General features: G+C 71.7%; 14 protein-coding genes. 3 read left to right on the top strand and 11 right to left on the bottom strand.

All coding sequences use genetic code 11. From position 1 onward, the window contains the following. Nucleotides 1-113 precede the first annotated feature (113 nt). Both FNX44_RS12295 and FNX44_RS12290 read left to right on the top strand, forming a co-directional pair. Complete coding sequence (locus FNX44_RS12295) at nt 114-1,223, top strand: sulfite oxidase (protein ID WP_143648094.1); 1,110 nt, start codon at nt 114-116, stop codon at nt 1,221-1,223. A 125-nt stretch (nt 1,224-1,348) separates the two neighbouring features. Further along, on the top strand, nt 1,349-2,350 hold the full coding sequence (locus FNX44_RS12290) for an ROK family protein (RefSeq protein WP_143648093.1): 1,002 nt from the start codon (nt 1,349-1,351) through the stop codon (nt 2,348-2,350). Here FNX44_RS12290 and FNX44_RS27985 read toward each other — a convergent pair. Then, nucleotides 2,320-2,460 (bottom strand): DUF6126 family protein, encoded by a 141-nt coding sequence (locus tag FNX44_RS27985; protein WP_173019172.1) that lies wholly within the window; start codon nt 2,458-2,460, stop codon nt 2,320-2,322. The genes FNX44_RS12290 and FNX44_RS27985 overlap by 31 nt on opposite strands. Before the next feature lie 23 nt (nt 2,461-2,483). Continuing rightward, nucleotides 2,484-3,107: a helix-turn-helix domain-containing protein gene (locus FNX44_RS12285; RefSeq protein ID WP_143648092.1), complete on the bottom strand. Its 624-nt coding sequence runs from the start codon at nt 3,105-3,107 to the stop codon at nt 2,484-2,486. A 170-nt stretch (nt 3,108-3,277) separates the two neighbouring features. On the opposite strand from FNX44_RS12285, the gene FNX44_RS12280 reads away from it, so the two are divergent. Next, nucleotides 3,278-3,973, top strand: coding sequence for an ester cyclase (locus FNX44_RS12280; protein WP_143648091.1), 696 nt, complete (start codon nt 3,278-3,280; stop codon nt 3,971-3,973). 92 nt (nt 3,974-4,065) lie between these two features. Here the strand turns inward: FNX44_RS12280 and FNX44_RS12275 are convergent, their stop codons facing one another. The 9 genes from FNX44_RS12275 to FNX44_RS12240 form a co-directional block, all read right to left on the bottom strand. Next, nucleotides 4,066-4,728: a hypothetical protein gene (locus FNX44_RS12275; protein ID WP_143648090.1), complete on the bottom strand. Its 663-nt coding sequence runs from the start codon at nt 4,726-4,728 to the stop codon at nt 4,066-4,068. A 105-nt stretch (nt 4,729-4,833) separates the two neighbouring features. After that, nucleotides 4,834-5,919, bottom strand: a complete 1,086-nt coding sequence (locus FNX44_RS12270) for a PP2C family protein-serine/threonine phosphatase (protein WP_143648089.1) — start codon at nt 5,917-5,919, stop codon at nt 4,834-4,836. A gap of 196 nt (nt 5,920-6,115) precedes the next feature. Then, nucleotides 6,116-6,907, bottom strand: coding sequence for an AfsR/SARP family transcriptional regulator (locus tag FNX44_RS12265; RefSeq protein ID WP_323369301.1), 792 nt, complete (start codon nt 6,905-6,907; stop codon nt 6,116-6,118). A 335-nt stretch (nt 6,908-7,242) separates the two neighbouring features. Then, a complete protein-coding gene (locus FNX44_RS12260; RefSeq protein ID WP_228449841.1) occupies nt 7,243-8,253 on the bottom strand; it encodes an LLM class flavin-dependent oxidoreductase in 1,011 nt (336 codons plus the stop codon). 17 nt (nt 8,254-8,270) lie between these two features. Beyond that, on the bottom strand, nt 8,271-11,066 hold the full coding sequence (gene lanM / locus FNX44_RS12255) for a type 2 lanthipeptide synthetase LanM (RefSeq protein ID WP_143648086.1): 2,796 nt from the start codon (nt 11,064-11,066) through the stop codon (nt 8,271-8,273). Beyond that, the gene (locus tag FNX44_RS12250) at nt 11,063-13,249 is read right to left on the bottom strand and encodes a peptidase domain-containing ABC transporter (protein WP_143648085.1); all 2,187 of its coding nucleotides are present in this window, start codon (nt 13,247-13,249) and stop codon (nt 11,063-11,065) included. Before FNX44_RS12250 ends, lanM begins: the two co-directional genes overlap by 4 nt. Further along, complete coding sequence (locus FNX44_RS12245) at nt 13,246-16,374, bottom strand: type 2 lanthipeptide synthetase LanM family protein (RefSeq protein WP_323369300.1); 3,129 nt, start codon at nt 16,372-16,374, stop codon at nt 13,246-13,248. Before FNX44_RS12245 ends, FNX44_RS12250 begins: the two co-directional genes overlap by 4 nt. Nucleotides 16,375-16,537: 163 nt before the next feature. After that, nucleotides 16,538-16,699 carry a class II lanthipeptide, LchA2/BrtA2 family gene (locus FNX44_RS27980; protein WP_173019171.1) on the bottom strand — a complete coding sequence of 54 codons (162 nt, stop codon included), beginning with the start codon at nt 16,697-16,699 and terminating at the stop codon, nt 16,538-16,540. A 74-nt stretch (nt 16,700-16,773) separates the two neighbouring features. Further along, nucleotides 16,774-16,947 (bottom strand): plantaricin C family lantibiotic, encoded by a 174-nt coding sequence (locus tag FNX44_RS12240; protein ID WP_143648083.1) that lies wholly within the window; start codon nt 16,945-16,947, stop codon nt 16,774-16,776. Between the last annotated feature and the right edge of the window lie 92 nt (nt 16,948-17,039).

The following is a 17,039-nucleotide window of genomic DNA, read 5'->3' as shown; positions in this document are numbered from 1 at the left end:
GGGACGGGTCAAGTCCATGGGCCCGATGCTAGGGGTGCCGTCCGGCGTGGCGCCCGTCGGCAGTTGCGCGGGTTCGGGTGTCGTGGCGGGGCGTGCGGGAGCACCATGGAGGCATGGAAGCTCCGCTGAGCGGTGTCAGCGCGCCCGCGCGCCTCGCGGCGGACGGCGAGGGCGTCGGCCACGACGAGCTGGCGCTCGCCGCGCGCAACCACGGGCTGCCGCTGGAGGCCCTGCGCTACGACGTCACCCCTCCCGGACTGCACTACGTGCTCGTGCACTACGACATCCCGCCCACCGACGGCGACGACTGGCGGCTCACCGTCGGCGGCCTGGTCCGCGACCGACTCGACCTCGACCTGCCCGCACTCCGCGCGTTCCCGACCGAGACGCTGCGGGTCACGATGGAGTGCGCCGGGAACGGCCGCGCCCGGCTGGCACCGCGACCGGTGAGCCAGCCGTGGCTCGTGGAGGCCGTCGGCACGGCGGAGTGGACGGGCGTGCCGCTGCGCGTCCTGCTGGAGGAGGCCGGCGTCGAAGCGGGCGCGGTGGACGTGGTGTTCACCGGCGCCGACCACGGCGTGGAGCGCGGCGTCGAGCAGGACTACCAGCGTGCGCTGCCGCTGGCCGTCGCCACCGGCGAGGACCCGCCGGTCCTCGTGGCCCATGCCATGAACGGCATGCCGCTGCCGCCGCAGCACGGCCACCCCCTGCGGCTTGTCGTACCCGGCTGGTACGGCATGGCGCATGTGAAGTGGCTGCGGGACATCAGCGTGCGGGACCGGCCGTTCGACGGCTTCCAGCAGAACGTCGCCTACCGCTACCGGCAGGACGCCGACGAGGCGGGCGAACCGGTCGACCGCATCCGGCCCCGCGCGCTGCTGCTCCCGCCCGGCTTCCCGGACTTCATGTCCCGCACCCGGGTGGTGGACGCCGGCCCGGTGACGCTGACCGGCCGGGCCTGGTCGGGTGCCGGCCCGGTCGTGCGGGTGGAGGTGAGCGCCGACGACGGGCGGACCTGGGCGGACGCCGAGGTGGCGCCCCCCGGCGACCACCGATGGGCGTGGCAGGCGTGGCACGCCGTCTGGGAGGCGCGGCCCGGCGACCATGTGCTGACCGTGCGCGCGCACGACGCCGACGGGCACGCCCAACCCGTCGACCAGCCGTGGAACCGGGGCGGCTTCGGCAACAACCTGGTACAGCGCGTCCCGGTCCACTGCCGCTGACGCCCGCCTCCGAGGTGCGGCTCACCCGCGGTGGACAACCACGCCGCCGCCCGGGCACAGTGAGCCCCGGGAGCCCGGGGAGACCCCGGCGAACCCGGCTCCGGCGGGAAGGGCTGACTCACACGATGGTGTACGCGGCGATCGACATCGGCGGGACGAAGATCGCCGGTGCGCTGGTCGACGGCTCGGGCCGTCTGCTCGTCCGCGCCAGGCGGCCCACTCCCGCACGGGAGTCCGCCGAGACGCTGCTGGCCGCCGTGACCGCCGTACTCGACGAGTTGGCGGCGGACGCCCGCTGGGAGGCGGTGACCTGCCTCGGCGTGGCGAGCGCCGGACCGGTCGACGCCGCCGCCGGGACGGTGAGCCCGGTCAACATCCCGGCGTGGCGCGACTTCCCGCTGGTCGAGCGGCTGGTCGAGCGGCTGCGCGCACGGCCGCGGCTGCCGCGCGGCGTCGATCCGGTACTGGTCGGCGACGGGGTGGCGATGACCGCCGCCGAGCACTGGTTGGGCGCGGCCCGGGGCGTCGACAACGCGCTGTGCTTCGTCGTCTCGACGGGAGTGGGCGGCGGGCTGGTCCTCGACGGCCGACCGCACACCGGCCGCACCGGCAACGCCGGCCACCTCGGCCACATCTCCGTGGACCTCGAAGGCACCGCGTGCCCGTGCGGCGGGCGCGGCTGCGTCGAGGGCTTCGCGAGCGGCACGGCGATCGCCGCCCACGCGCTCGCCACCGGCTGGCAACCGCCCGAGGGACAGCCGCCGACCGCCGCGACGGTCGCGCGTACCGCCGTCGACGGCGACCCGCTCGCCCGCGCGGCCTTCGACCGCGCCGCCCGCGCGCTGGCCGCCGCCGTCGCGGCGACCGCGAGCCTCGTCGAGCTGGACCTGGTGGTCGTCGGCGGCGGCGTGGCGCAGTCCGGCGACCTCCTCCTCGCCCCGCTGCGCCGCCATCTGACGGAGTACGCAACGCTCGACTTCACCCGGGACCTCCGCGTGGTCCCCGCCCGACTCGCCCTGGACGCCGGCCTCATCGGCGCGGCGGCCCTCGCCGCCCGCACGTCGGGCGCGTCCCACCCCGCGCCTCCCCCTGCGTCTCACTCAGCGCCGACGGAGAACAGCAGGTAGAGGAAGGCCGCGAAGCCGTGCCCCGCGACGGTGTATGCGAACAGCCGAAGGGGCAGCCCGCGCGGAAAGCGCCCCTCGCCGCGCTCGACGCCGGTCTTCTCACTCCACATGACGCCCGGTCACCTCTCAGTTCTCAGCCTTGTACCGCACCGTCGCCCGTCCCGCTTCCCAGACAGAGCGCGTCCGGCTGGCTCCGCAACAGCGTGTGGACAAAAAGCAGTTCGACCCCGCCCTCCGAGACGGCGGTGAGCCGGTGCGGGGTCAGACTGTCGTAGTGGGCCGTGTCTCCCGGATCGAGCAGATGCCGCTCACTCCCGAGGGAGAGCCGCAACCGGCCGTCCAGCACGTACAGCCACTCCTCACCCGGGTGGACGCGGACCAGGTCCTGCTGCGCCCCGGGCGGCAGGTGCACCCGGAGCGTCTGCATCGCGCGGCCGGGGCCGCCGATCCGCCAGTACGTCCAACCGCCGGCCCGAACCGCCTCCGGCTCCCCCGCCCGGACGACCGGCGACCGCTCGGGGGCCCGCTCGCCGAGCAGGTCGGACACGGTGGTGCCGTAGGCCCTGGCGAGCGTCAGCAGCAGCGGCAGGGACGGCTGCCGCTGGCCGGTCTCCAGCCGGGACAGATGCGCGGGCGACAGCCCGAGTCGTCGCGCCGCCGCCTCCAGGCTGAAGCCACCGCGCCTGCGGAACTCCCTCAGCCGGGGGGCGACGGCGGGCGGCGCCGCGCCGCCCTCGTCCGGAATCTCAGGACCCATGCCCTCATTGAGACACGCGCCGTGCCCCACCGGCAAACGCCTTGCCCCAGAGGCAAAACCGCAGCCGTGACCTGCGCTTTTGTCGCCCTCACGCCAACGAGACAAGGCCCCGGCGCGGACATAACCTGAGAACGTCGGGACGCTCCGGAACTCGCTGGGAGATGAGCGTCATGTCATTTGTGCAAGTGATCGACTGTCGGACGACAAACGTCGACGAGCTGAACAGGCTGATGGACTCCTGGGCGGAGGCCACCAAGGGCAAGCGGACGGCGACGCACGCGATTCTCGGCAAGGACCGCGCGGACACCTCGCACGTCGTGGAGATCGTGGAGTTCCCCTCCTACGAGGAGGCCATGAAGAACTCGCACCTGCCGGAGACGGACCGGATCTTCCGGGAGATGGTCGCTGTCTGCGAGACGGAACCGTCCTTCACCGACCTGGACGTCGTCCGGGACGAGCAGCTCAACAAGGAACTGGTCCGCCGCTACTTCGACGAACTCGTCAACGGCGGCAACATCGACGTCATGGACGAGCTGTGCACGGCCGACTACCGCGAGCACGACCCGTCGCTGTCCTCGTACGACCTCGGCGTCGAGGAGGCCAAGCGGGAGAACCGCGAGATCATGGAGGCCTTCCGGCCGCGAGCCGTCGTCGAGAGCATGGTCGCCGAGGGCGACATGGTGTCGGTCCGCTTCAGCTTCACCGGCCGGCACGTCGGCGCCTACCAGGGCATCGAGGCCACCGACAAGGAGATCAAGGGCACCGGCCACGGCACCGTCCGCTGCGCGGGCGGCAAGATCGCGGAAAGCTGGTGGAACACCGACGACCTGGGCCTCATGCAGCAACTCGGCGTCGTCGAAGCCTGAACACCCTGAACGGCTGAACAGCCTGGCCGAAACCCCGCCCGCGGGCCCCTCGACCCGCGGGCTCGCCGCGCCTCCGCCGCCGCCCGCCCCGATCACCAGGCGACCGGCTCCAGCGGGTTGCGGCCGTCCTGGGCGTGGTAGGCGCTGACCAGCGAGACCCTGGCGACCCTCCGGCCCTCCGCCAACGCTCGCTCCGCGGCCTTCCGCCCGGTGAACGCCTGCCGCTCCCGCTCGTAGGTCTCGAACGCCTCGAAGCGGGTCTTGTCGTCGAGGAGACGCAGTTCGTCCGGCTCCCGCACCAGCGTCACGACCAGACGGTCGTGAGTGCGCGGGTCGCGGTACTCGTACCGCTCGGACGTGGCGGCGAAGTCCGGTGCGAACGGCATCCGTTCGCCGATCCACCGGTCGTTGTCGCCGAGCGCCGTGAGCCACTGCTCGCCGACCGTCCTGAGATCACCGTCGAAGACGAGGTAGCGCTCGAGCCTCCACTGGCAGCTCAACGGGCCGGCGGGTTCGCCCTCGAAGGGGACGTGCCGAACGCAGTGGTCGGCCGCCGCCGCGCCGAACCGCCGAGAATCGCCCGGCAGAGTGCCGACGACCTCCTCCACCCGCCGTTCGGCCACCGCCTTCGCCCGGCCGCTCGCCGCGTCGACCTCAGCCGTCCGCGACAGGTCGGCCATCGACTCCGTCCCCCGGGCGACCGCGTACCAACCCGCCGCCGCCAGTGCCGCCAGCATCGCCGACGCGCCCGTCACCGCCAGCCCCGCACGTGCTCTGCGCCACCGCGGCCCTTTCGCTCTCCCGCTCTCCGTCATCCGACGACCCTCCCATCCCCAGGTCACCGAACGGCAACAGCCGTTTCACCGTCCCTCGACCCGGGGAGCGACCGGGAGGTGGTGGACGGCGAGGAGCGCGGCGTCGTCCTTCAGGGCCCCGTGAGTGTGGGCGACGACGCCCGCGACCAGCGCGTCGGCCAGTTCGTCGGCGTCGCGGAAGGTCCGGCCGCCGAGCGCCGTGGCCGGATCGTAGAACTCGCCGTGCACGTCCCGGGCCTCGGTGACCCCGTCGGTGTACAGCAGGAGGAAGCAGCCGGGCGGGAACCGCGCGTCGCGGACGTCGTTCCTCAGCGCCTCCCGGTCGAGCCCCAGGCCGAGCGGCGGGGCGCTCTCCGCGACGGGCAGGTGGTACGGGGGTTCGCCGGGCGGCAGGAGCAGGGGTGGCGGATGGCCGCAGCACACGGCGGACAGCCGGTCGGGGAACGCGCGCGGGATCTCGACGAGCACCGCCGTGACAAAGCCCTCCTCGGGGCTGAGGAGCCCGGTCCGGCGGTTCTCCCGCAGCAACGCCTCCTCCAACCGGCAAGCCAGGGAGGCCAGTTCCGGCTCGTGGGTCGACCACTCCCGGAAGGCGCCCAGCACCACGGCCACCGCCGCCGCGGCCCCGAGGCCCTTGCCGGAGACGTCGCCGACGATCAGCCGGGTACCGAACGGCGTCTCCTGCGTCGCGTAGAGGTCGCCGCCGATGAGGTTGTCCCGGTGCGCCGGGCGGTAGCGCGCGGCGACGCTCAACGGGCCGGAACGCCTCGGCGGTGACGGCACGACGGCCCGCTGCACGACCTCCGCGACACCCAGCGCCGACATCATCCGGCGGCGGGCGGCGACCAGGATGGCGTTGACCACCAGCGCGAGGACGGCGACCACCAGGACCGTTCCCACCAGCACGGTCCTCTCCACCGGCACCAACCCCGGTGGTTCGTTGACGACCGTCAGCAGCGGTGTGGTGATCACAAGCGTGGCCACCACCGTGGCGAGGGTGACCCGAGGCGTGTCGACCGCCGCGGCGACCAGCGGCGCCGCGACGAACAGACCGAGAAAGGTCAGATGCGCGGGCGTCACGAGGTTCAGCACCACCGCGGCGCCCAGCAGCACGGCCGGCAGGAGCCGCACCCACGGACGCGGGGACGCCCAGCCCCGGCTCAGATCTCGAAAGCCGGACTTCGCCGGCGGCGGAAACGACACACCCCCATCTCATCCGTGCCGCCCCGCGCCCCGGGACACCCGGCGCACGAAGACGCCGATCTTCACCTGCCTGGGCGCGGCGGGCAGGGCCCAGGGATACGCGCGTCGCCGCGTCGGCTCGCGGTCAGCCCGCTCCCGACCGAGCCGTCGCCGAAGTGGGGGCCTCCACCTCCGTGCTCAGGGCGCGCGCGGCGACCAGGCGGCGGGCTTCCTCGGCGTTCCAGGCCAGCGCGGCCCGCTGCATCGCCTCGACCCGTGGGGGCAGGCAGAGCCCCAGATCGTCGGCGAAGAGCCGACGGCAGCGGGTGATCGCGCTCAGTGCGCCGGCGGCGTCGCCGTGGATGGAGTGCGCCGCGGCCAGCAGCTCCCACAGGCCCTGCCGGTACGGTGCCTCGGCGACGACGCTCTCGATGCGGTACACGAGCAGTTCGGTGGTCCGGTCGGCGAGGACAAGGGCGGAGAAGAGGTCCTGGTAGGCGTCGAAGCGGGCGCTGTTGATCCCTGCCGCGTGTGCGTCGAACCACCGCGTGGGCGGCAGGCCGCGCCCGAAGGGGGCACGCCACAGGGCAAGGGCCTCCTCCAGCACCACGACCGCCTCGTCGACCTCACCGCGCAGCAGGAGGTTCCGGCCGCGTCGGGCCCGCAGGGTGAACACGTGCAGGTCGAGCTCCTCCGCGTCGACGCAGAGCGTGTATCCGCTCCGACTGCCCCGGTGGGTCCTGAGCCGGTCACTGAGCCCGGGGACGGCCGAGTCCAGGACGCGCCGCACGCCGGTCGTATGGCTGCGGATGTTCGCCGTGGCGGAGGCCGGCGGATCGTCCCACAGGAACTCGGACAACTCGTCGACGTTCACGGGCTGCCCGGCCCGCAGCAGCAGTGCGGTGAGCAGCGCCGTACGTGTCGGCGCGGCGACCACTTGCAGTCTCCCGATCTCGACCGGGCCAAGAATCCGGAAAAGCATGTCCCCCGTCTTTCATCAGTTCGGAGCGCCGGAGAAGGGTCGTTCGCGGAAGGCGTTCCGGGTGTTCGCCGCCGCACCGATCGCACTCCGGTGCGGCACACAGACAGATGCTTGACGGTCACGACACTGGCACGCCCCTGGCAGCACCGCGTTGACGATCCACGCCGAGCCGTTGACCGTGCACGCCGGGCCTGGGAACGGCGCGGCCCGGGGGCGGCCGCGACCGCACCCGGACGAGGCGACGAGGGCCGATCGGCCCGTGGCGCGCCCAGCCCACGGACTCCTTTCCGTCAGCGCACCGCGGGGTCCGGCGCGGCCTCGAGAACGCGTTCGAGATCGTCGACGGCGGCGCGCGGGCCCTTGGTCAGCGCGACCCCGGAGGTGTGCAGCACCACCTCGTCGACGCCGATCGCGCGGTACTCGTCGAGTCGCGCGTGGATCTCCTCCACGGTTCCGTAGAGGAACACCCCGCCGTCCACGAGCTTCCTGGCATCGTCCGCACCTCCGTCGCCTTCCAGCGCGATACCGGATCTCCGCAGCGCGTCCCGGTAGTGCGGCGCCTGGAGGTGGGCGCCGCAGGCGGCCTGCGCCAGTTCGGCGGCCGCCCGGCCGGGACCGGAGAGGGCCACGGGGACGTACGCGGTGACCCTCGGCGGACGCGGGCTCGCGTGTGTGTCCACGCCCGTCCCGGTGCCGGCGTCCGTACCCGTCCGTACCCGTCTCGCCGCCCCCTCGCGCAGGGCGGGCAGCAGGGTCCCGTCCAGATACGAGGCGCTGCCGAGCCAGGTGACGGCCACGTCGGCGACCTCCCCGGCCAGCTTGGCCATACGCGCTCGGAGTACTCCCAGCCCCACCGAGACGTCCGGTGCGGGGAGTCCCGCGAGTCGCGCGCTCGTGGCGAACTCCGCGCCAGACAACCGTGTCTCGCCGTGGGCGAGCAGACCGCGCACGATGTGCACGTACTCCCGGCAGGCGTCGAGCTGGCCGGCATAGCTCCTGCCCTGGAACCCGCGCTGCCCGGCAGGGCCACCGGGACCGAAGCACGCGACGACGGACCGCCCCGTGGACAGCGCGACGGAACGGGCCTCCACGGCCGCCTGGTAGGGCGCCCGCAGCGGCATCAGGGACACGCCGAACCCGCTCGGGACCCTGATCCCGAGACCGGCGAGCCACACCGTCAGATGGTGGCTGTCCAGAACCATCCCCTGGCCCTGCCAGAACCGGTGGGCCGCCGTCCGCTGGGTCAGGAGCGCGAAGGGGACCGCCTGCTCCGGCCGGACGACGCCGGTCGGCAGCGCCAACGAGAACCGCACTCCCCTCAGCCCTTCGACATGAGGGCGACCGGGATCGACACGGCCCCGCCGACTCCCTCGGAGGTGCCGCGCAGCAGGAGGTCGGTGTCGCCGACACCGGCCCAGCCCAGCATGTAGCCGGGCAGCGAGGTGCGGCCCCGGGCTCCGGTGAAGAAGCCGTGGGCACGGGCCTTGCCGAGTACCTGCTCCTGGTACGCGTACGCCCGATCCAACAGGGAGTCGTCGCCGAGGACGTGGGCGCTGGCGATCAGCGACTGGACGACGCCGCTGCTGCCGTGGCAGACCGACAGGTCGACCGCGCCGTCCTCGGGCAACCGGGTCGCGTTGTCCACCAGTGCCGCCAGTCTCCGGGGCGTGAGCCAGTCCTGGCGCCCGGCGGAGGCGAGGATTTCCGCCGAGGCCAGCAGCAGCCCGGCGGCGCCCTTGCACCACCCGTGGTGCGGCGTCTCCTCGCCCGACCTGAAACGGGCGAGCAGCCAGTCGGCCGCGGCACGGGCGAGCGACGGGTCGCCCAGGACCCGGCCGATGCGGGCCGACGCCCAGCGCAGTCCCAGCCGGCCGTGCGCGAGGTCGAACCAGGCGGCCCCGTCCAGGCCGTCCTGGTGGGACAGGACCAGGTCGGCCAGCGACCCGAGCCGCTCGGCGGTCAGCGGAACCTCGGCCGTGCCGTGCTCCTTGTGGGACAGCAGGACCATCAGCCCTCCGGCCGGGCCGTTCACCAGATCCGTCACCAGCTCGCCGGAAGCCGCACGTTCGGCGATCTTGTCGAGAATCCGGCCCAGCCGGTCCGCGTCCACCTCGTGGTGGCGTGTCAGCAGCACCGAGGAGGCACCGCTGAAGACGGACTCCGCCGTGCCCAGGAGAGCGTCGTCGCGGAGTTCGAGCATGGCGGTGAGACCGCGGTCGGCAGCGGCTGCCGCATCACCGAGGGCCGTGTCAGCGCGGGCAGCCCTGCCGAGGAAGGTGGCGACGCCGCCGAAGTCGTGGAACCCGACGAACTCACCCGCGGTGACCGTCGGGGCGCCCAGACCGGGACCGATGCCGCCGAGCCACCAGCGATCCGTGCCGTCCGGGCCCTCGTGGGCCACGCTGATATCCGTGAGCGTCTCGGCGATGTCCCGCCACCAACTCCCCGGGGCGGCGGCCAGCGCCCGCCCGAAGACGCTGTGGGAGGACAGGCCCGAGGCGTCGTCGTCGCCCGTCAGTTCGCCGACCAGTTCTTCGAGCAGGAACCAGTGGTAGCGGTCGGAGCGGTCGCTGTTGAGGGAGACTCCCAGGCGTGCGATGTCGCCGGGCGTCATCTCGAAGTAGCCGGGGTGGCTCGCCTGGTGGGTGGCCACCGCCACCGAGTCGGACCAGGTGAGGAAGAGCGGGATGTTGCCGGTGTTCAGCGCGGCGTACTCCTGCTCCCTGACAAAAGCGGCGGCCTCGGGCGCCATGGTGTCCGGGAACTTCGAGACGAGGTGCAGCAGGCGCCTGGCCTCGGCCGGGTCGGACAGGTACGCGGGATGACTGGAGGCGTCCAGGAAGCGGCCGTACACCATCGTGGGGCGCAGCACGGTTCGTACCGGAAGGCCCTCGTGGGCGTCGAGGATCTTGCCGATGGCGTCGCTCCGGACGAACGCGAGCGCGTCCGTGTAGCCGGCGACCAGATCCGCGAAGTGGTCGACGGCCGACAGCGGGGTGTCGCCGAGGCGTGGCACGTTGCCGCTCTGCTCGATGACCACGGGTTCCCAGTCGACGCTGATGCCGTCCGACTCCCGGTCGCGGATGACGGGGCGCTTCAGGTTCGACTGCTGGGCGTGGCCGGCTCCCACACCTGACAGGTCGACGTCGATGTGCGACTGGGGGTTCGAGACCGGCAGAAGCATCGTGGAGATCACGGAGAGCTTGAACTGGTTCGTCAGGGTGGACGTCAGGGACGGCTCGTACGCGTTGATGTCGGCCCGCAGCATCGTCTCGGTGTCGAGGAGGCAGGGGTGCTCGCCGCGGGCCGTCAGGTTCTCGTGGTGGAGGTCGCACGCACCTATGGCGGCGAAGATCGCGCACAGCGCGCCGAAACGGTAGAAGTAGCGGGCCGGCTCCTCCGACTCCGTCAGGGCGCGCGCTTCGACGAACTGCTGCCAGCCGTGCGAGCCGACCGTGACCGAGAGCGGTACGCACTGCTCCAGGGAGTGGACCAGATACGGATCGGCGGCCGCGTAGAGCTCCCGTACAAAACGGTCCGACTCCAGCGGGCGCGGCTTGAAGGCCAACCTGGTTCCGCTGGCCAGCCGGACGATCAGGACCTGGCGGCTGTTGTTGTGCGCGTCCGAACCGGTGGGGGTGACGCGGACGACGGGGTCCCCGCCCTCCGGCCCGGGGGGCACCAGACCCGCCGCGCGCAGCGCCGCGCCGTCCTCGACGTAGGCCGTGAACATCTCGGCCCAGGCGTCGAGCGTGTGGCGCACGACCGTGGTGATCCTCTCCGCGTACACGGGGTGTCCGGCAAGGATCTCCAGGCGGTTTCCGGAGTCGGAGAGGTGCCGCTGGAACAGTCGGAGTGCCGCGTCGCTCTCCGTGGTCAGGGGAAGGCCGCGCGCTTCCCGGAAGGCGTGGAACTCACCGACGAGCATGCGGTAGGAGCTCGCCTCGACGGTGACGACCAGCGCTGTCCAGATGGTGTCGATCAGTTCGTCGACGTGTTCGGGGGCGGCTGCCTCGCCGATTCGCTCACGGAGCACGTCTTCCACCGTCCCCCGGGGAGCCAGGTGCAGGTAGAACGGCCGGAACGCGGAGACTGTGACTTCGGGTACGGTCATGCGGGTTCTCCTCCCAGAAGAATCTCGGCGGGCTTTTCCGTGTAGAGGTCCGCGTACACCGCGCCTGCGGCGAGCAGGTCCGCGTGGCTGCCCTGTTCGACCACACGCCCCTTGTCCAGTACGTAGATCCGGTCGGCCGTCTTTATCGTGGAGAGGCGGTGGGCGATGATGACCTGGGTCGCACCGACGTCCCGGATGAGATTCGAGACACGCCGTTCGTTGACGGTGTCCAGGGAAGCGGTCGCCTCGTCCAGCAGAAGGATCGAGGGACGTTTCAGGAGCGCGCGGACGATGGCCAGTCGCTGCCGCTGACCGCCGGAGAAATTGGCCCCCAACTCCGAGACCATCGTGTTGAGCCCCATGGGGAGCTTTTCGACGAATTCGAGGATTCCCACTTCGGCGCAGAATTCCCGAACCTCTTCCGGTGAGATGTCCTGCCCCAGCGTCAGGTTCTCCATGATGGTCCGGTTGTGCAGGTGTATCTCCTGCGGTATGTAGCCGATCCGGCGGCGGAGTGCCTGAGTGTCGTACTCCGCCATGGGGCGGCCGCCGAAGGACACCGAGCCGCGGGTGGGTTCGTGGAGACCGCAGATGACACGACCGAGGGTGCTCTTCCCGGAGCCCGAGGCTCCGACGAGCGCGACCTTGGAGCCGGCCTCGATCTCCAGTGACACGTCGTGCACCACGACCTCGCTGTGCCGCGTGTACTGGAAGCTGACGTTCCTGACGCTGATCGCGGTCGACGGGAGTTCCGTGCGGGAGCCGCCCGGCGATTCCGAGTCGGTGTCGGCGATGTCGTTCAGCCGGGCCATGTACCGGGTGACTTCGGCGAACTCGGTGAACGTCTGGAAGATCGAGTTCGACAGGGCGAAGTACGTGGCCGAGACGGCCTGCACGGCGATCGCCTGGCCCAGGGAGATGTGGCCGTGGCTCACGAAGTACAGGCTGCACAGCAGCAGCACCATGGGGCCGAACATCTGGGTGGCGCCCGTCACGCCCCCGATGCGCCCCTGCTGGAGCCGCATCCGGGCCTTCATGGCCGCCAGCGACGAGTCGTAGGTGCTGCTCCAGCCGTCGAGGAACTCCCGGGCGTAACCGCCCATCTTGATGTTCGAGATCCCGACGATGGCGTCCAGTTGAGTGGACTGGCTCTTGCTCAGATGCGCGATCTCGGAGTCGACAACCTCGGCCACCCGCAGCCGCGTCTTCATCAGGTAGCCGGCGTTCAGCAGGAACAGGACGGTCGCGATGAGGCCGAGCCGCCACTCGACCACGAGCAGGTAGATGTTGACGCACACCAGGGTTCCGACGTCGAGGACGCCCTGGGCCACGCGCGAGGACAGCAGATCCCGGATCGAGTTCACGCTGTTCAGCCGGAACAGCAGCTCACCCGGTTGCCGGGTGGAGAAGAACTTGAACGGCAGCGAGAGCAGCTTGCTGAAAGTGTGCGTCATCAGGTGCTTGCCGAGCACCGCCACCAGCGACGACAGCACGAGCACCCGGACGAACTGCAGCGCGAAGTAGGCGAGGGCCACGCCCAGCACGGCGGCGAGTACGAGACCGAGGCCGCTCAGGTCCCGCCAGCGCATGGCCTCGTCGACCGCCCACTCGGTGAGCAGCGGAATGCCGAGCACCGCGCCGTAGCCGCTGAAGGAAAGCGCGGCGACCAGGGCGACGCGCTTGCGGGAGCCGTCCGCGAAGAGCGGAATGCTGCGCCACTCGGACAGCGGCTTCTTCCGCAGCGGCTCGAAGTCCGGGCCCGGCTCAGCCGAGACCACGATGCCGCTGAAGCCGGCCGCGAGCTCCTCGCGGGTCATGCGGCGCCGTCCGACGCCCGGGTCCATCACGACGGCCTTCTCACCGTCGAACCTCTCCAGGATCAGGAAGTGGTAGTCCTCCCAGTAGAGGATCACCGGCGAGGAGAACTTCTCGAGCGCGGCGACGCTCCCGGCACGGAACAGCCGTGCGTCCATGCCGCGCGTCCTGAGGAACCGCGCGAGCTGACCGGCACTCAGACCGTCGCGTCCCGCCTCCATGTCGCGCCGGACGCTGGAGACGTCCTCCGCGCGCCCGTGGTACCGCAGGAGGGCGATACAGCAGCACAGCCCGCACTCCGTCTGCGTGACCTGGGTGACCGCGGGGACGCGGCCCGCGTGGCCGCGGCGGACCGAAAAAGCACTCATGTCCAGCCCTCCGCCACGGTGAGGGTGACCGGCGACACGTGAACGCCGGGATCCAGCCGATTCGCCAGGTGCAGGGCCACGCCGGACGTACCGACCAGCAGGCTGGTGGTGTGCGCGTACCGGCTCCTCGGATCGGCGAGCTTGCGCCGGAACACCTCAGGAGTCAGCCACGTCGACTCGACGGCGGCGAGCTCCTCGCGCAGCCGCCCGTCCGGATCGCCCGTGTCGCGTATCAGCTCACGCAGGATGTCGTGGTTGCCGAGGTCGCCGTGGCACCAGGTGATGTTCCGGCCGAAGCCGTGGCGGAGCATCGTGTCGACGGCGGTACCGCGCCGCCGCAGTACGTCCTCGTCCCCGGTCAGGGCCCCGTACGCGGAGAGGCCGAGCGCGACGCCCGCGGTCCCGTGGCACCAGCCGGTGGAGAAGCTGCGCGGACCGGCCAGGTTGGTGAACCAGTCCCGCGCGTCGGGGTCGTAGAAGGCATCGAGCCGGTCGTACAGCCGCGCGAGTGCGTCCCCGACCACCTGCCGGCCTTCCGTCAGCCGCGGTTGCACACGGCTGAGCACGGCGAGGATCCCGCTGACGCCGTGCGCACAGCCGGACTGGGCGAGTTCGGCGGGGACCCGGCCCGGGCGCAGCGCGTCGGTGAGCAGCCCGGCGAGCTCCACCAGCGCGGCGTCGGCGTGCGGGCCGCCGATCGCAAGCACACAGGACAGCACTCCGGCGAGGCCGCTCACAGCCTCCAGCGGCAGCTCGTCCGGCCGCTCGTCACGCACCTGGTCGAGCACCAGGGGCACCGCCTCGCGCGCCGCGTCCGTCCACTCGTCCGAGCCGACCAGCCGACCGGCGGCGAACAACGCGAACAGCAGCCCCGACAGCCCGGTGTAGCCCGCGAAACCGGCCTGCCGAAGACTGCGCTTCTCGTAGGTGCCGTCGGCGAGGATGCCGGCGGTGGTACCGAAGACCTGCGCCGCGGCGTCGCGGTAGGCGGCGTTGTCCAGCACGCGCCCGCCCGCCGCCAGCGCCAGGGCGGGCCCGGGCCGGCCCGTGTAGAGGTCGTAGCCGAGCACCACCGGCGGCCAGGGTCTGCCGACCTGGGCCGAAGCGCTCGGCCCGATCCAGGTCGCGGGCAGGTTCCCGTACCTGTCGGGCAGCGACGTGGCGAGGAACCGGGCGCAGAGGCCGTCCAGGAGCCGGGCCAGCCCGGCTCCACCCTCCGCGTGGCCGGCTTCCGGGCCCTCGGACGTCGCGGACCGGGACCGGGCGGCGGACCGGGACCGCGCGGCGGACCGGGACCGGGCGGCGGACCGGGACCGGGCGGCGGACCGGGACCGGGCGGCGGACCGGGACCGCTCCGGGTCGGGCCGGGACGGCGCCGGGCCGGCGGTCCCGGGACGTGCCAGGTGATTGTCGGGGAAACTCGCGGAGAAGGCCGAGTACAGGAGCCTGAGTTGCTCGTCCAGATCGGTCTCGGACAGCCGCTCCGCCTTCTCCAGCGCCAGGTCGAGCGGAGACCTGTCGAACTCCGCACCGGTCGGAGTGCCGTCGCCCTCCTCCAGCGCGACGCCTTCGGCGGCCACGGTGAAGTAGGGGATGTCGCGCCGGGCGAGCTGGCGAAGCTCGGAGGCCACAAGCTCCCGCGAGGAGTCCTGGCTGGCTATCGCGATCCGCTTCAGCAGCGCGAGGTAGGGCTCGTAGTCGTCCAGGGCCCGCGCGCTCGACGCCATCCGCAGCGTCTGCCCGTACAGCACGGTCGCGTTGTGGACGTACCGCACGCGCACGCCGCTCGCGGCCTCCCGCAGTAGCTCCCGCCAGCTCCCCGGCTCGTCCAGCACCGCGCGGTAGACCCTGCCGAACCCGACCGCCATGTGCGCGCCCAGAGCGTGCGTCTCCTCCTCGGTCAGCGCTCCCGCCACGGTCCGCCGAGGCGGGCTCTCCTGCGCCTCCAGCGCCAGCCGGACGTGATCGGTGTACGGGTCGAGAAGCCGGACCGTCTTGAACGGGGAACTGCCCCGGCCCTGACCACCGAGGAAGCCGACGTCCACGTGGCCCGCGCCCTCGTCCTTGCCGACCATGACCAGCGGCAGGATGCCGATGCCGTAAAGCGACTCGCCGAGGGCGTCGTAGGCGTTGCCCGGCGCCTCCGGAGTGGCGCCCACGTACAGCCGCCGCGGGTGCAGGATCGTCTCCAGATCGATGGGGACGGGGCCTCGCCGGGTCGCCACGATGTTCTCGAAGTGCATGTCGCGGGCATTGAGCAGGTAGAGCACGGCGGCAAGCTCGCCACTCGCCTCCATGAACTCCTCGGACGTCGCGGAGACGTCCTCGGCCGCCACGAACTCGACGTACCCGTACCCCTCCCGCCGCAGCACCGGGGCGGCTGCCAGCGAGGTGCCGTACCGGTCGTTGACCCGGTCGGCGAGCGCGGCGTACGCCGCCTCACAGGACACGTCCCTGGGCTTGTAGACCAGCCGCGCCCCACTGGCAAAACCGAGCACGGACACACTCCGCCCGCGGTTGTGCGCATCACCGTCGGAGAAGCCGCACGACACGATCCGGTCCGCGGGCTCGATGCCGAAGACCCGGGCGATCTCCTGACGATCCGCGAGAAGGCGGCGGCAGAGCTCGCGCACGTTCGCCACCTCGTACGTGAGCACAGTCCGGGTCACGTCCCGCAGCACCGGGAACGACAGCCCGCTGACCTCCTCGAACGAGGTGCGAACCGCGCGCTCGACGAAGTCGTCGTAACGCTCCTCGGGGCTCGCCCCGGACAGCAGCCCCCGGGCACGCGCGTGGTTGATCGCGGCGACGAGCGGCCTGGTCCACAACTCCCGCAGCCGGGACTCGGCACGGCCGAGCGTCTCGCGCAGCGCCGCACGCGGATCGTGGAAAACGTCCGCGTACGGACCCAGCGGATCGGATTCCGCCACCACACCCGCCACCACGGTTCTGACCACGTTCTGGAAGGGGTACTCCTCGGCCTCGCCGAGCCACTCGTCCACTGCCGCGCGCGACGCGCTGTCCACCAGCGCCTCGTACGACCGAGGCGGCGCGGCGCACCGCAGCGTGCGGACGATCTCCTCGTCACACGCCGCGAGCGGCGTGATCCTGGCCTCGACTTCCACACTGTCGAATTCCGGATAATACGTGGCTGGAGATATCACAGTACTCCTGTAATCCCTTTCCGCACGGACTTGCGAAACGGCCGTCCGACAGGAATGGGGGCCCGGGGAGAGGGCCCCCATTCCATTACTGGTGCTTAACTGCGCGGTCCGCCGTGTGGCGGAGTCAGCACCTGCTGCTGCAGGCGGTCGTCGGGCAGATCGTGACCGTCGCCACGGTGATGCAGGCGAGCGACGACGGGGTCGTGCCACCGAAGGCCTCGGAGTCGGCCAGCTCGATCAGCTCAGCCTCGTCGTAGGCACCGAGCAGGTCCTTCTTCTCCAGCATGGGAAATCCTTTCCAGATTACTTTCGTCCGGGTTCACCGATTGGCACCGCAATGCTCGTGCCCGCCGGGGCACGTCAGTTGCAGGAGCGCTGACATTCCTTGGTGAGGGTGCACCACTTGCCGTCGTTGCCCAGCTTGTCGCTGAACGAGAACGCATTGACGCCGCCGGCGCCGTGCGCGACGCCGTCAAGGTCCTGCTCGGAGATTTCTTCCAGTAGGGCGATATCGCCCTCGTATTCGTGGCTCACAAGGCCTCCTAATCAGGGACGTCTACCGCCGGCCCAGGCATTCCACGCGCTCCGATCCGGCGGCCGCGTCCCACCCTCGCCGCCCCCCGCAC

Source organism: Streptomyces alkaliterrae (assembly GCF_007097205.2).
Classification (GTDB): Bacteria; Actinomycetota; Actinomycetes; order Streptomycetales; family Streptomycetaceae; genus Streptomyces; species Streptomyces alkaliterrae.
This window is presented reverse-complemented; position numbering and strand designations above follow the sequence as displayed.